Source organism: Ectobacillus polymachus (genome assembly GCF_048159605.1).
Lineage (GTDB): Bacteria > Bacillota > Bacilli > Bacillales > Bacillaceae_G > Ectobacillus > Ectobacillus polymachus.
On the sequence record NZ_JBLREB010000002.1, the window covers coordinates 470,330 to 485,831 of the forward strand.

Sequence of the window (15,502 nt, forward strand, 5' to 3'; positions counted from 1 at the left end):
CTAACAATTGGAGTGCAGTTCAGAGAGAAGTTTCACTTTATTTATTTGCTTCGTTTATGGCGCTAAGCGAATTGTCAAGTGAAGTTTTGCACTTGCTGGCATCAGGGTTTTTTGAGCGAACATCTGCTAATACAATGTCAATCGTTCCATCAATTTTTTTCCATGTTTTGTTATCAATTTTTCTAAGTTTAGACGCCGATTTGTCCCATTCATGTTCCAAATCGTTAGCCCCTTGTTTCGCCGAAGTAAAGTCATTTGAGTTTACTTGGTTTAGCATATCACTTTCGATTTTAGCAAAATCTGTTAATTGTCCTGATAATGTAGTTTGTGCAGTTTGCGGTGCTATATTATTACTGCACCAACCATAACCGCCTATACCAACAACTAAGAAAATGCACAATACCACAATGGTTTGTATCAAAACATTTTTCTTACTTCCATTTGTTTCTGCTGTTTCACTTTTTGCCTTTGTATCAATTTTTGTAACAGCAAGAAAAACAATGATTGCTAGAATAGCTATAAGAAAAATTACACTAGTAACGGTTGTCCCCAAACCTAACCCGCCATTATTTGTTGGTTGAGATAGGTAATCTCCTAATGATGCCCCGAGTGGACGAGTAAGAATATACGCAATCCAAAACGCTAATACCGCATCCAGTTTCAAAAATTTATGTGCCAAATATACACAAGCTATGATAATAACGACTGTTATTCCGGTATTAAAATAACCAAGACCAAGTTGTTCGGAATATAAATCGCCTACTGCTGTTCCAAGTGCAAATGTGAAAAGAATGGTAAGCCAATAGAAAACCTCTCTTTTTCTTGTATAAATTGAGTGTATCGAAAGTGTTTTTTCACTAAGATACCAAAAAAGAAAAGTTAAACCTAGCAGCACGGAGAAAACTACCGTACTAACCTCAAGAGGTACTCCCAAATTGTCTGACAAATTATCAGTTACCAACGTTCCAAATACACTTATAAGAACAACGGTTAGCCAATAAATGCTTGGAATATATTTACTTGCTCTGAATTGAAAATACAATACAATGAAAAACGCTATTCCCATAATTACTGTAGTGAGAGTTAAACCAAGTCCAAGGTTGAGATTTATGAAATCAGCAAATGTTTCACCGACAGTCGTACATAAAACTTTGATTATCCAGAAGAAAATAGTGACTTCTGGTACTTTGCTAAGTAAAAATTCCGTTTTATTTTGGTTCGCTTGCATATATAACTTCCTTCCTCATAGTGGTGTGTGTAGATATCAAGGAATTATAAAGTTATGTTCTTAATTATTTATTAAAAACCTATTAATAATTTGTAAAAATTCTGTTGGTTTTTTGTTAATTTTATTAGAATATTCTGCTTCTGAAAGGTTTTGGATTGTTTCGGTTTAGGGTGATTAAACTGATCCATTTCCCGAATTTCAATAAGCAATATATATAAAAAGTGCTCAGAACTTTATTATTCTGGCACTTTTTTTAAAAATCGAACCCGTTCAACTTATCATGTGGGGTTTCTTTGTCATTCATTGTTATTTTCTTTAATCACCGTTTTTACCGTTCCGGTTTTGATTTTATTTCCATCATAGAAGCGGAGCAGGTCGCCTTCGATGATTTTGTCAGACATACGTAATTCATTTTGGGCTTTATCGGTTAATTCTTTTGCTTCGTTTGCTGGCGGGGTTACTTGTTCACCCGTTAAGCGGTCATAGAAAATATTATTGTAGTAGAAATATTTATCTGTAACAAAGCTACCATCTCGTTCGACGACGAATGGTTTGCGGTCTGGTGAGAATAGGTCATGACCAAATTCGATGTCGTTCGCTGTATTGACTCCTAGTAAGTGGAGTACAGTTGGTTTGATGTCCATTTCACCAGCAGGTTTAGATATCGTTTTTCCTTCTTTTTGTCCAGGCAAATGAATGAACAGTGGTGTACGCTGTAAGTTCATTTGGTCATACGGTGTTATTTCTGATTTTCCTAAAAACTGAGCCATTGCTTTGTTGTGGTTGTCAGAAATGCCGTAGTGATCGCCGTAGAAGATAATAACGGAATTATCGTAAATACCTGTATCCTTTAAACGTTGAATGAAGGTTTTTAATGCTTCGTCTTCATAGCGTGCTGTTACGAAATAATTGTCCACTGTTTCATCGCCAGAGTTAAATGGCTCAATCATTTTGATGCTATCGTCATAGGAGAATGGATAATGATTGGTTAAGGTAATAAAGCGTGTATAGAACGGTTGCTTAATGGATTGCATCATGTTAACGGATTGCTCGAAGTAGTCTTTATCCTTTAAGCCCCAGCCGAGTTTATTATCCGATGTAATATTATAATCTAATTCATTATAGAACCGATCGTAGCCAAGTGCCGGATACATCATATTGCGGTTCCAGAAGGTAGCATTGTTTGCGTGGAACACAGCTGTGTAATATCCTTTCTGGCGTAGAATTTCGGGTGTTGCTACATACTCATTCTGTGCTTGCGTAAAGAAAACGGCACCGCGGTCTAATGGATACAAAGAATTATCAATCATAAACTCTGCATCAGACGTTTTCCCTTGTCCCGTTTGATGGAAGAAATTATCAAAATAATAGCTTTCCTTCGTAAATTGGTTTAGGAATGGTGTCACTTCCTGACCGTTTACTTTTGAACCGATTAAGAATTGCTGTGTGGATTCCAAGGAAACAATGATGACATTTTTCCCCTTTGCCGAGCCGTATAGTTTTGAATCGGGTTTCGTTTCATTCGATTTTATATAGTTTTGCGCTTCCTGTAGTTTATTTCCATCGGCAAATACCTTTTGCGAGTTGGCCTTTGCTTGCAGCGAAATATCGTATACTTGGTGTACATACAGACCTAGGTTTTTCACGATCATTACGCGGTCAAAGGAACGTGTGAGTAATTCAGGACGCTCTATTTCAGCCAGTCCTAAATTGACAAAGAACACGACCGCTCCTATGAGAAAATATAAGGATTTAACAGGGATCGAAATTCGTTCTGTTTTTGCAAAGCTTTTTTTCTTCCGAGCGATGTACAAAAGTACGATGAAATCAGCAAATATTGCTAGTACTTGAAAGCTAAGTAAATGCCGTGCACTAGAGCCGAGATCGCCGAAATTCGAGGTTTGCATTAAAACAGGTAAGGTAACAAAATCATTAAAGAAGCCATAGAAGGCGACATTTCCGACTAATATAATCGTTAAGATAAAATCAATGAGAATGGCAATATAGTTGCGCTTTGCACCTTTTGCAAATAACGCAAGTCCAACTAGCAATAAGGAAGATGCTAACGGGCTGATAAATAGAATAATCTCTTGAAACATAGAATCAATTTTTAAATCGAAGCTTACACGTGTCACAATGTATGTTTTTAACCATACGAGTATGGCGACGAGCAACGTAAATCGTACATTCTGAAATTGCTTTCGCAAGGATTCCTTCATCCAGTTTCACCCTTTCTCTCTACAGACAAAAAAGGAGCCGTGCATACAAAAAAACATAGCATAAGAACATGGACGATTGTCATGCTCTGTTCGTAACTATGTGTGTCCGTCATGTATATTTATCTAATAGTTTGCTCCTAAAACATTGGAATCGTATACACGTATCAAAAGAATCGATTATGTATAGTATTCGCAATGAACCATGTATCATTCGTCTTTATACTCATAAACTTTTTTACATAAGAACAATATACTAAAATGTTAAGTAAAAATAAAGGAATTGTAAATTTTTCATAAAGTTTTTTGCATATCTTTTCATAATCCAACATTTTCAAAGATTTCGCGAAGTCTGCTATAATCTACCAAAAAGGGGAATGGATATGGAACAGAAGTTTTCGAAGGAGGCATTTTGGACAAAGGTGAAGCATGCAGCCAAGAAAGCAGGTGCGTTCGTTATCTACTCCTTCCCTATTGATTCCAAAATGAATGTATTATCGAAACCAGCTTGTTTATTATCGAAAATAACAATTTACCATTTTTCAACGTATCTCGCACATACTTCATCCGAAACAATCGGATTACCACAAAATTCCCCTTTTGAGATATCCTCTTTTTTGCTATGAAAAAGTAGATTAGCCGAAGCAAATAGGTTGCAGCGAAGCAGAAAAACTGCGAAAATTGTTTCCTTACTATATATAGGAAAGGATTTTTCTAGAATGCCATCAGGAAAAACACATACGAAGCTGAACATCGTTTCACTTCCCATTTTGCTCTTTTTATTTGTTACATACGGAATGACAAATTCTACTGCTCTACTTGCATTTGCAGTTGGATTTTTACTTGGAACCTATTTTCTAAGTCCAGATTTAGATACGAAAAGCGGACCTTACCGAAAATGGGGGTTACTGCGAGTTTTTTGGTATCCGTATCAAAAACTTATGCCGCATCGTTCTGTCCTGACACATTCGTTTATTATTGGAGACCTGATTCGCCTTGCTTATTTAGTTGCAATTGTTTCGCTTGTTTTTTCTGTTATCCATAAGCAATGGCTGGATAAGCTTTGGTTTGCAGCCGATGCACATATTCCGTTTCTTGTCATCGTCATTATCGGAATTATGTCCGCAAGCGCTCTTCACATTGCTGCTGACTTCCTTAATACGAAGCGGAAACGTCTCATGCACCGTAAGCGAAGAAGAAGATAGCTGCTAGCTTATATGATTAAACACCATCTTTATTTCCTATAATAGGAAATAGAGGTGGTGTTATGAAACGGATCGTTTGCAGTATTTTTATCGTAATCTTGTTTGCTGGATGTAATGTCATATCAGATGAGCCTGTCTTTTCTCTCTCTTCTGAGGATTTGTTTCAAAAGGCAGAGGATGGTTGGCGTGAAGCAGGGTACGCACTTATGCAAAAGGCGGAGCCCTCGCCCATTGCCCTTGCCACGCCGGAACGATATTATGATGCCCCGAATGGGGATACTCTTGCAATATATGTATTTCCTACTGGTTTAGAGGCGTCTGAAGCAAAGATACAATTGCAAAGTCATGCGCTCAAATGGGATGTAGTTCCTGTTTATGGGTTAAAGGGGAATGTGCTGTTTATTTATTTTACCTCTGTAACGAATGCTAAGCTGATTTTATCGGAGCAGGTGGAAAAGGTTGTTTCGAGTATTAATTTTAGTAAATGAGAGGTTTATCCCGCTATTTAAGGGCAGTAAGACCCCCACTTCAAAACTTAGAGAAATCAGAGAAGGATAAGTGGGGGACAGCTGCCCGTAAAAGTCCGAATTGGGCGGGCTAACCTTCGGTGGGGGACGAGAAAACACCCCCCACCGAGAGAAGTTTCACTTTATCATTTCGTTCACGATAGGTTTGCTTGAGTTTCCTGCTAGTAGAACATACAATATTTGTATAACACAAGTGTAGTAAAGATGAAGGAGATGCAGGGGAATGGGTGATTTTACTATAGATAACACGTCTCACCAGGAGTTAAGTGAACGTGACAAACGGCTGTGGCAGTTATATATGCATGTGGTACACGGAGCAGGTGTAGGAGATGTGGAAGCATGGATTCAGTTGGATGTAAGTATGACACAGTTGAAGGTACTTATGCTGTTAAATGCGCATGGAGAAATGTCAGTGAGCACGCTGGCTGAGTATATGAAAACGTCTTTGTCAAATATGACGGGTATTATTGACCGGCTGGAGGGACTTGATTTTGTACAGCGGATTCATGGCACAAATGATCGTCGTGCTGTTATTGTTTCGCTGACGAGTAAGGCGAGCACGCTGTTTCAAAATTTGACAAAGTCTGGTCATGAAAAACTGCAACGTGCGATGTCTTTCATGAATGAAGAGGAACGACGCACGGTAGAGGCGGGGCTTGAAATTCTTACACGATCCTTGCACAAAGCAGGAAAATAAGTGATTTAATAAATTGACATCTGCATATAAAAAGTTCATTATAATAAATAGTTGAGGTGAAATGAACTATTCATGTCAACAGAATGAAAATCGAGGTGATCGTATATGACAGATGCAAAGCAAAATCAGCGCTGGGCCATTATTCTATTTTCTATTGGAGTATTTATGGCTGCCCTCGACAACGGGATTATCAGCGCTGCGTTAACAACGATTAATCGAAGCTATAACGTATCTGCTTCTTGGGGAGCATGGGGGATTACCCTGTACACGCTCGGACTTTCTGTTAGTGTACCGATTATTGGGAAGCTCTCTGACCGTTATGGACGAAAAAAGCTGTTTATGGTAGAAGTATTTTTATTCGGACTTGGGTCGCTTTTAGTCGCATCTAGTTTCTCTTTTCCTATGTTTTTAGCATCACGTTTGGTTCAATCATTAGGCGGTGGCGGTATTTTTATTATTGGTAGCTCTCATATTTTAAGTACACTGCCTAAAGAGCAACAAGGGAAAGCACTTGGAGCACTAGGCGGTATGAATGGGATTGCATCCGTTCTTGGACCGAATATTGGTAGCTTCTTGCTTTTATGGACGGGAAATTGGCATTGGCTTTTCCTTATTAACCTTCCAATTGCCATTACACTTATCATTCTTGCAGCCCGTTTCATTACAGAGACGAAGGATCCGAAAAATGCACCTCTTGATTTAAAGGGGACTGTATTGTTAGCACTAGCTATTTTAAGTATTATGTACGGTATTACCAACTTAAATGGTACAGATGTATGGAAGAGCTTTATGAATCCATCATTCTTTGGTTTTATCTTAGTTGGTATTGGTTTATTTATCGCATTGTTACTATTTGAAAGCCGCTTGGAAAAACGCGGGGGAGATCCAGTTCTTCCATTCTCTTTATTACGTACTCCCGTTTATTTATGGACACTTGTAATTGGGGCATTTTCCGGAGCTCTTATTGCAGCAATTATTTTCGTTCCATCCTTTGTTGAACAATATTTAGGAATATCTGCTGCAGAGTCAGGCGTCTGGATGACTCCGCTTGCTATTGCTGCTGGTATTGGAGCTGGCCTTGGCGGTGCCTTCACAGATAAGAAGGGGCCTGTTGTTACAGTCGTTATATCTAGTATTGTAGCGTTTGTCGGCTTCTCTTTATTCCCATTTTGGGTAACGACAGCATGGCAATTTTTCATTGCAAGCTGCATAGCTGGCTTAGGCTTCGGTATGACGCTTGGTGCTCCTGTTAATGTGCTAGCAACAGAGGGTGCTGGTAGAGATAAAGGATCTGCACTTGGAACGTTGTCACTTTCTCGCCAAATCGGTCTTACCATTGCACCGACTATTTATGCAGGTTTCCTAACGAGAAACTTCCAAACCATTGGCGACCAAATTGTGACGAACTTACAAGCTGCAGGAGTGAATCCAAAAATGATTCCTTCAAGCCTCTTTAGCTCACTCTCGCAAAATGCCAGTGTGAACGATATCATTCAGAGTATCCAAAAAATTCCGGATCCAAAAATTAAAGAAATCATTACCTCTACGATTCATACCGTAGTAGGAAACGGATTCGGCGCACTCTTCTTATCTGCGGCTGTTATATCAGCTCTTATGTTGGTAGCTGTCTTTATCATCAGCCTATTACGCGGCAAAGAGAAGCACGTAACAAAAGCAGAAGAATAAGAAAACGAATAACAAAGAGGCTGCTCGTGGCAGCCTCTTTGTTTATTTTTCCTTCAAAAACGCACGATCCTTTAAAAAGAGATTCCAGAAGAAGATGAAACCGGGCAGAAGGATCGCAATACCCACCGCATATAGAATAAGCAGGGCGTAGAACGTTTCCTTCGTTGTAAAGCTTGTATCAACTGTCACGTTCGGATAGACGATGTACGGGAGATGTGCTTTGCCATAGGCGTAGCTAGCAAGTGCATATTGAACAATTGTAGCTAGAACCGCGATGCGCGGGAATCCGAATGTTGGATAGGAGCGGTTGTTCCACCAAAGTGATGAATAGCCGATGGCGAAAAAAATAAGTGATGCTACAAACCATGGGATTTCCTTTGCTAGGTTGGTGATGAGCCAGCTTGAAAGCGATTGGTTTGCAACAAGGGCAAGGATAGCCGTTAGTAAGGTTGCGGGTCCAAGCAGGATTGCAGCTCGCCGGTAGACCTGATAGGCATCCTCGGATCCTTGTTCCCGTGAATAATCTGCTAAAAACAAGGAGGATAGGAATAATTCAGATGTTAAACCGAATAGGATATATATGTATACGGCAGGATTCGATAAGAGCTTACCGTACATGAGCTTCTCTACCGGTCCTGAAAAATCGACTAAGGTTCCTTCTGTAACAGGCAGGACCGTAATAAGCAAGGCTGGAATAAGCAGCCCTGTAATGCCTGAAATAATGCGCATCATGTTTTGATAGCGAGGCAGAGAATAGGAGAATACCATGAACGAGCTGCGCACAGTAATGAGAACAAGAATGAGCGTGACGGGAACGAACATGACTGTGGCAAGGATGAAGGCTGCTTTCGGGAAAAGCCCGACAAACGCAACGACAACGAAAACGAGCACAGTATTCGTTAGCTCCCATGTTGGTGATAGGTAGCGATTGGCAATTTTACTTGCAAACGTACGATGGTTCGCGTAAACCATTGACCAAAACCCAGCACCAAAATCAATGCTGCCAAGTATGCTGTAAGCAAAGATTAGAGCCCATAAAATAAGAATCGCAATGCTTTGTTCGTTCATGATGGTTCTCCTCCGTATGGATCAAGTTCTGCTAGTAAAGGATTACGTCTGAAAAAGGTGCGCAGTACGATGACAGTTAGTGCTCCTAAAAAGAGATACAAGACGATAAAGAGCATGAATAAAGGTCCTATGAAATCAGCGTGCGTTGCTGCTTCCGTTGTTCTTTGAAATCCGTAAATGACCCAAGGCTGGCGGCCGCTGCAGCTGAAGATCCAGCCAAATTCAATTCCTAGCAGGCTGAAGGGACCGATGGCGACGATAAGCCATTTTAGCCAAGCTGGCAGCCCTCGCTGCCTTAGAAAAGACAGATACCATAGCAGCAGTGAAATCCCTGAAATGGCTGTTGTAAGAGCAGCCACTCCGACCATTAGATCAAAGAATACATGGGTGTAAAAAGGCGGCCATGTATCTTGCGGAAAGTCCTTTAATCCCTTTACAACGGTATTAGGAGAAAATCCTGCAAGTATACTGAGCGCCAATGGTACTTCGATGCCGTATTTAACCCGCTGCGCTCCGGGATCGACCACTCCGCCAATAACAAGCGGGGCATGGGACTTTGTGTCAAATAATCCTTCAGCTGCAGCAAGTTTTTCAGGTGATTGTTCATGCAAATTTACTGCCGAAGCATGACCGGATACCCACATGAATACACCGCATAGAAAAGTAACGAGAAGGCTAATACGCAATCCTTTTTTATGATAGGTCGTTTCACGATACTCGCTATTTTTTAAAAGCTTGTAGGCTGCTATAGATGCAACTACTCCCGCCCCTGCAGCAAACGCAGTAATGACCACATGCAGCGATCCGGTAAAAAAGCTAGGATTAAAAAAGGCTTCCCAAGGGCGCACATTATAAATCGTTCCATCTGCGCTCATAGAAAATCCCGCTGGTGTATTCATCCAGGTGTTGGCAGAGGTGATGAGTACTCCTGAAAGTGTGGCTCCTAGCATAACGATGAATAGGGACAGAATCCGCAAAAAGGGAGAAAGCTTGTCTGCTGCATATACGTAAATGGACATAAATAATGCTTCTAGGAAAAAGGCGAATATCTCAATTTGGAACGGTACAGCAATCACTTGTCCCAATACTTTTGCAAATCCCGGCCAAAGCAAGGAAATCTGGGTCCCGACAATCGTACCTGAAGGAATCGCTACACCAAGCAAAATGGCAAATACTTTGGTCCAGCGTTTTGCCATAATTGCATAGTCACTATCCTTTTTCCAATAATGCATCAATTCAAATAGTAAAATCATGAGAGACAGTCCGATACCGAGCGTAGCAAAAATAATATGAAAAGCAAGCGATGTACCAAAGAAGGCACGCGATAATTGAACAGAATTCATCAGCAATTTCCCTTTCTTTTTTCATTATTTTCCTTTAAAAATAGAAAAATATACAAAAAATGTACAAAAAACACATCAGATATATGGATTTATTTGTAATGAAATGTTAGAATATTAAAAAATAACTGTATATAAAAATGTTCAAATTGATTTTTGTCGAAAGCTGTTCTATAATGTAATACGAACAAAGGTTCCTAGTGTGTTTGTATTCGAAAAGGAGGCTTCCTATGTACCCTGAGGTTATTAATAAGATGGCGTTCTCTAAAGAGCACAAAGACTTATTATTAAAGCTGTACAATAAAGAGATTACGAGAAGAGAATATGATAAGTTGGTAAAAGGTCTATATCGTCCTAGCGCTGAACCAGTTGTAATCGAAAAATAAAGAATACGGATTGTTGTAATGAATTAGGGGATAAATAAAACAGCTTTTAATAGGAGTATATGGTATACATAAAATAAAGCCAAATGAATATTATTTCATTTGGCTTTTTGTGTTCATTTTTTTATTTTTTGCGCAAACGATGCGATACGCGGAATGGGTAGCTTAACCATCAATTTCACAGCAGGTCCGGTGATCATATGACCGAACGGAAAAAGACTGCATGCCACAATGGTTGTGAGAGATAAGAGAACCGTCATTGCAAACAACAGGAGGCTGAAAGTCAATGTATTGCTAGCAAGATGAAGCATAGCTAGCAATTTTGCACTGATTGATAGAAAGAATACATGGGCTAAATATGAGCCGTACGTAAACCGGCTAATAAAAGTAAGAATCGTATTGATGAACGAGCGAGTTTGGACAATCGTCATAGCAAGTGCAAAAAGTAGGAAAATTTCTACTGTAATATAGAGAAACATGGAAGGTTTCAAATAAGTAGAAACCTGAAGATGAATATCTTTTATACCGTCAAAGGATAAAAGCTCGTAGCCGACGATGACAAATAATACGAGAAACAAAAACGTATTTAGTGGAACGTTCTTTATAATGAATTTACGCCACGTTGGTAAGGTAACGGCGGCCACTCCTCCAAGCATGAAATAGAAGGAATAGAACAAAAAGGAACGATCCGTATATTTGAGAAATAAAGAACTCGTCAACGTAACCCCGTTGAAAATAAAATGAGAAGACACCCACATAAGCAAGAAATAGCCGATGCCAAACAGTGTCATAATGCGATATAAGCTTTGTTTAGAATGCACACGTTTGCGAACGGCATGAAACGTTAAGAACAATAACGGGAACAAAATATGGGCCTGAAACATCATGACTACGTACCATAAATGAGGGGCAGCTGTCCCCGTCAAAAGGGTTTGAAGTGTTTGCATAAATGTAATAGATGAATGCGCAGAAATGATGTAAATCATCGACCAAACAAAATAAGGAATAATAAGCATATTGAATTTTTCTTTAATATAAAGTTTATAATTCACCTGTGTTTCATGATGATAAAATAGAGAAAATCCAATTATAAAAATAAAGGCCGGAGCTGAAAATTTCGCAAAATTAAAAAACATACCAATCATAACAGCTTGTTCAGGAGCTAGATTAGGCTGCGTCATTGTATACATAAGAGAGCTTTGTAATACAACTGCTAAAAACGCAAGACTCTGTATAATATCTAACTCAGGAACTTTTCTTTTCGCCAATCGTGACGTCATTGTTAATCCTCTCCTTAGTGTACAATATTGATTATAATATTGTTTGTGACAAGAGCAAATGAAAAGATTGTGAAAACTATCACATAATTATACGTTAGCGTGAAATGGGAGCGTTTTATCAATGCTTATTTGAGTCGGAAGATGTAATGATATTTTTTACGTTTTGCGGACTTTAGCTCCCCACCTTTCCTTTGCTTAAAGGTGGGGAGAGGTTATAGTCTTACATCATGCCAAAAGTTTACTTCTACATGGGCAGATGGGCGGTAGGGAAGTAGGAGATATCCCTTGGAACGAAGGGTGGAAATAATTTGCGGCAAAGCTTCGACAGTGAGCTTACTATCGTGCATAAGAATGACTTCTATGTCCCGGTTTGACTGATTTGATATGCGCTGCAGTACCGAGTCTATACTGCTTATCGGTCGCCAATCGTATGTGTCAATCGTCCAATCCCAAAGTTTAAAATGGGAATTCACCAAGGCGTCACGATACGTTTGCGTAAGGAACGGTTTACTTCCGTATGGTACACGCACGAGCTGGGTATTTAAACCTGTTGCAGCCATAACAATGTTATGTGTTTCTTCCATTTCATGAACGAGTGCAGAAGGATCACTAGCATACAAGCGCTTTACATCGTGCGTCATACTATGGAGTCCTATATAATGTCCTTCTTCTAGCATTTGCTTTGTTATGTTAGGATCTTGTGCAACGCGAGTACCAATTACGAAGAAGGTAGCCCTTACTTGATTTGCGTGTAAAATAGTCAATATTTGCTGGGTGTATCGGTTTGGACCGTCATCGAATGTTAAATATGCAATCTTTCTTACTGATGGTTCGTGAGGAATAGAAGTCTTTGCTCCGCCAGGATATTCCTGATAACTTAGCTTTGAAGGTACAATTGCCCATGCATTTGAAGAGGATAAGAAAAGAAATACGAAAATCATCATACTAACTTGCATCCATTTGTTTACCATGCTGCTCACCTTGCACATAACAGAATCTTACCTTTAGGTTATTCTGTTTTGCCATCGTTAATCGAAGCATATTTTGGAAGTGAGAAAGGATTTTTTAGTAAAGGAAAACCCCCACAGATAACTGTGAGGGTTGCTTTTGGTTGTTCCGCTTTATTAAACGTTATTTTGACGTTTTTTCATTTTACGATACATATGAATGATTGGCTTATACCGTTCACTTACGATTCCTGTAATCTCCGCAAATATTTCAGTTACAATCGTTAGGACAACTAAAATGATGATAGAGGTCCAAAATGTTGAACTTGAAAACATAACTGCGCATATGCTAAAGAAAATACCGAATCCATAGATGATGAGCACGGTTGTTCGGTGAGAAAAGCCAAGTGCTAATAAACGATGGTGCAGATGTGATTTATCTGGAGCAGAAATCGGTTTTTTATTCGCAATTCTACGTATAATAGCAAAGGTTGTATCGAACACCGGTACGCCAAGAATAATAATCGGTACGATAAAACTGAATAAGGTTACACTTTTGTATAGTCCTAATAAAGATAGAACAGAAATGCAATAGCCGAGAAATAAAGCTCCCGTATCTCCCATGAAAATTTTCGCTGGGTGAAAATTATAAAACAAAAATCCGATTGTACTTGCAATAAGAATAACAGCGATTGTTAATATAAGAACCGTATTTTGATGAAATGCCATAAAAGCAATCGTTGCAAGAGCAATGGATGAAATTCCGGCAGACAGACCGTCTAATCCATCAATCAAATTCACAGCATTTGTAATTCCGATAATCCAAAGTATTGTGATTGGGTAGGAAAGAAAGCCGAGCCCAAAATCCCCTACAAAAGGAATATTCAGAATCCCTATCGTTAAACCGCTCTTTACAATAAGTAAAGCAGCTAGAAATTGACCAAAAAGTTTCCATTTTGGAGACAGCGTATAGATATCATCCAAAATTCCTACCATTACAATGATGATAGCTCCTACCATTATCGTAGTCATTCGCTCATGATATAAACCGGCAACAAAATATCCAACAATTGCTCCAATAAAAATCGCAAGTCCGCCAAGGCGAGGCGTAATTTTCGTATGGACCTTTCTAGCGTTAGGCTTGTCAACCGCTCCAATTTTAAAAGCAAGCTTGATTACGATAGGGGTTACAAGCAACACTGTAAGGAAAGATGCAATGCATGCATAAATCGTTTGCAAGCTCACTATTACCCCACCCTTAAAAATAGTTTCAAACATTTACATAAAACTATGTGCAGGTTTTTTCTGATTCTCAACTCATATGCTATCGTATCACAAACAAAAGAGAATTCAATCTTTTTTCTTGTAAATTTCATTACGAAACCGTGGAATTATGTTACATTATGTCATTATTTTTCTCTACAAATAATCTGGATATTCAGGCATAGCGCAGATTATAGGGAAATATGGTACAATGGGTGTGCTTTCAAGCAATCGAAAATAAGCTATAATGAGAATGAAATAAAACAGAATATATATGATAATTTCAGGTCGAACAATTTCTATAGGAAGTTTGCAAAACGGTTCACTTTTCTCTGGGAGATATCTAGTTCCCCGGTAAAGCAAGCCGATTCCACTTTTCTTTGGTGTCTAGTTCCCCCGGCTAGCTCCTTTCGGTCGGAAAACCCCACCCCATAAAGGCAAAAAGCACCTTTTTGGGGTGAGAACTTCCGCCCTCCGGAGCTGAGCGAGCCGGGTCCACTTTTCTCGGGTGGTGTCCAGTTCCATCGGCTAGCTCCTCCGGCCAGAGAACCCTCACTTTAGTAAGGTAAAAAGCACCTTACTAAGTGAGGAACCTCTGTCCTATGGAGCTGAGCGAGCCGATTCCACTTTTCTAATTAGGAGGATTTTATCTTGAAAAAAATTCGTAAGGCTATTATTCCTGCTGCTGGTTTAGGTACTCGTTTTTTACCTGCTACGAAGGCGATGCCTAAGGAAATGCTTCCGATTCTTGATAAACCGACGATTCAGTATATAGTAGAGGAAGCAATTGATTCCGGAATTGAAGATATTATTATCGTAACAGGCAAGGGAAAACGGGCGATTGAGGATCATTTTGACCATGTGTTTGATTTAGAGCAGAATTTACTGGACAAAGGGAAAATGGATTTGCTTGAGAAGGTGCAAAAGTCTTCCGAGCTTGCTAATATTCATTATATCCGCCAAAAGGAACCGAAGGGACTTGGACATGCAATTTGGTGTGCGAGACATTTTGTTGGTGATGAGCCGTTTGCTGTTCTTCTAGGTGACGATGTTGTCCGGGCAGAGCGTCCTTGTCTTCGTCAGTTGATTGATGAATATGAGCGTACATACTCCTCCGTAATCGGGGTTATGCATGTGGATGATGATCAGACGCATCGTTACGGCATCATTGATCCGATCGATCAAGTGGGAAGACGATATCAGGTACGGAAATTTGTAGAAAAGCCAGCGCCTGGTACTGCACCATCGAATCTTGCTATTATAGGAAGATATGTGTTAACACCTGAAATATTTATGTTTTTAGATAAGCAACAAATCGGAGCAGGCGGAGAAATTCAGCTAACAGACGCAATTGAAAGCTTGAATGGTATTCAACGTGTATTTGCATACGAATTTGAAGGGGATCGCTACGATGTAGGCGAAAAGCTTGGATATGTAGAAACAACGATTAAGTTTGCCCTTCAAAACGAAGAGCTTCGGGGTCCTGTTCTAGAGTTTATAACAGAACAAGTAAATCAATTCAAAAAGTAACGGGCAAAACCTGTGGAGTGGATACATCAAAAAGGGCACCCTGAGTATTGTGTCCTTTTTCTTATAGTAAAGCCTATCGTTCCAAGGTTATCATCCCGCTTTTCTTAAATTTTAGTAAAAAAGTGGTGGGTT

General features: G+C 39.4%; 14 protein-coding genes. 7 read left to right on the forward strand and 7 right to left on the reverse strand.

Going from position 1 to position 15,502, the window contains the following annotated elements; genetic code table 11:
* Positions 1-37: 37 nt before the first annotated feature.
* Both ACM5BR_RS12920 and ACM5BR_RS12925 read right to left on the reverse strand, forming a co-directional pair.
* A complete protein-coding gene (locus tag ACM5BR_RS12920) occupies positions 38-1,228 on the reverse strand; it encodes a hypothetical protein (protein ID WP_416828373.1) in 1,191 nt (396 codons plus the stop codon).
* A gap of 296 nt (positions 1,229-1,524) precedes the next feature.
* Positions 1,525-3,447 (reverse strand): LTA synthase family protein, encoded by a 1,923-nt coding sequence (locus ACM5BR_RS12925; RefSeq protein WP_416828374.1) that lies wholly within the window; start codon positions 3,445-3,447, stop codon positions 1,525-1,527.
* 380 nt (positions 3,448-3,827) lie between these two features.
* Between ACM5BR_RS12925 and ACM5BR_RS12930 the strand changes: the two genes are divergently transcribed.
* From ACM5BR_RS12930 to ACM5BR_RS12950, 5 genes are all read left to right on the forward strand, one after another.
* Positions 3,828-4,070: a hypothetical protein gene (locus ACM5BR_RS12930; protein WP_416828375.1), complete on the forward strand. Its 243-nt coding sequence runs from the start codon at positions 3,828-3,830 to the stop codon at positions 4,068-4,070.
* A 93-nt stretch (positions 4,071-4,163) separates the two neighbouring features.
* Positions 4,164-4,649, forward strand: coding sequence for a metal-binding protein (locus tag ACM5BR_RS12935; protein WP_416828376.1), 486 nt, complete (start codon positions 4,164-4,166; stop codon positions 4,647-4,649).
* A gap of 62 nt (positions 4,650-4,711) precedes the next feature.
* Positions 4,712-5,137, forward strand: a complete 426-nt coding sequence (locus ACM5BR_RS12940; protein WP_416828377.1) for a hypothetical protein — start codon at positions 4,712-4,714, stop codon at positions 5,135-5,137.
* 262 nt (positions 5,138-5,399) lie between these two features.
* Positions 5,400-5,873, forward strand: a complete 474-nt coding sequence (locus tag ACM5BR_RS12945; protein WP_416828378.1) for a MarR family transcriptional regulator — start codon at positions 5,400-5,402, stop codon at positions 5,871-5,873.
* Positions 5,874-5,978: 105 nt separating this feature from the next.
* The gene (locus tag ACM5BR_RS12950) at positions 5,979-7,559 is read left to right on the forward strand and encodes an MFS transporter (protein WP_416828379.1); all 1,581 of its coding nucleotides are present in this window, start codon (positions 5,979-5,981) and stop codon (positions 7,557-7,559) included.
* A 42-nt stretch (positions 7,560-7,601) separates the two neighbouring features.
* Here the strand turns inward: ACM5BR_RS12950 and ACM5BR_RS12955 are convergent, their stop codons facing one another.
* Positions 7,602-8,627 (reverse strand): cytochrome d ubiquinol oxidase subunit II, encoded by a 1,026-nt coding sequence (locus ACM5BR_RS12955; RefSeq protein WP_416828380.1) that lies wholly within the window; start codon positions 8,625-8,627, stop codon positions 7,602-7,604.
* On the reverse strand, positions 8,624-9,970 hold the full coding sequence (locus ACM5BR_RS12960; protein WP_416828381.1) for a cytochrome ubiquinol oxidase subunit I: 1,347 nt from the start codon (positions 9,968-9,970) through the stop codon (positions 8,624-8,626). The genes ACM5BR_RS12955 and ACM5BR_RS12960 overlap by 4 nt, the downstream gene beginning before the upstream one ends.
* A gap of 227 nt (positions 9,971-10,197) precedes the next feature.
* Between ACM5BR_RS12960 and ACM5BR_RS12965 the strand changes: the two genes are divergently transcribed.
* On the forward strand, positions 10,198-10,353 hold the full coding sequence (locus tag ACM5BR_RS12965) for a hypothetical protein (RefSeq protein WP_416828382.1): 156 nt from the start codon (positions 10,198-10,200) through the stop codon (positions 10,351-10,353).
* A gap of 113 nt (positions 10,354-10,466) precedes the next feature.
* Here the strand turns inward: ACM5BR_RS12965 and ACM5BR_RS12970 are convergent, their stop codons facing one another.
* From ACM5BR_RS12970 to ACM5BR_RS12980, 3 genes are all read right to left on the reverse strand, one after another.
* The gene (locus tag ACM5BR_RS12970) at positions 10,467-11,630 is read right to left on the reverse strand and encodes an acyltransferase (RefSeq protein ID WP_416828383.1); all 1,164 of its coding nucleotides are present in this window, start codon (positions 11,628-11,630) and stop codon (positions 10,467-10,469) included.
* Positions 11,631-11,842: 212 nt separating this feature from the next.
* The gene (locus ACM5BR_RS12975) at positions 11,843-12,601 is read right to left on the reverse strand and encodes a polysaccharide deacetylase family protein (RefSeq protein WP_416828384.1); all 759 of its coding nucleotides are present in this window, start codon (positions 12,599-12,601) and stop codon (positions 11,843-11,845) included.
* Between the two features lie 153 nt (positions 12,602-12,754).
* Positions 12,755-13,822 (reverse strand): glycosyltransferase family 4 protein, encoded by a 1,068-nt coding sequence (locus tag ACM5BR_RS12980; protein ID WP_416828385.1) that lies wholly within the window; start codon positions 13,820-13,822, stop codon positions 12,755-12,757.
* A gap of 669 nt (positions 13,823-14,491) precedes the next feature.
* Between ACM5BR_RS12980 and galU the strand changes: the two genes are divergently transcribed.
* On the forward strand, positions 14,492-15,370 hold the full coding sequence (gene galU, locus ACM5BR_RS12985) for a UTP--glucose-1-phosphate uridylyltransferase GalU (protein WP_416828386.1): 879 nt from the start codon (positions 14,492-14,494) through the stop codon (positions 15,368-15,370).
* Positions 15,371-15,502 lie beyond the last annotated feature (132 nt).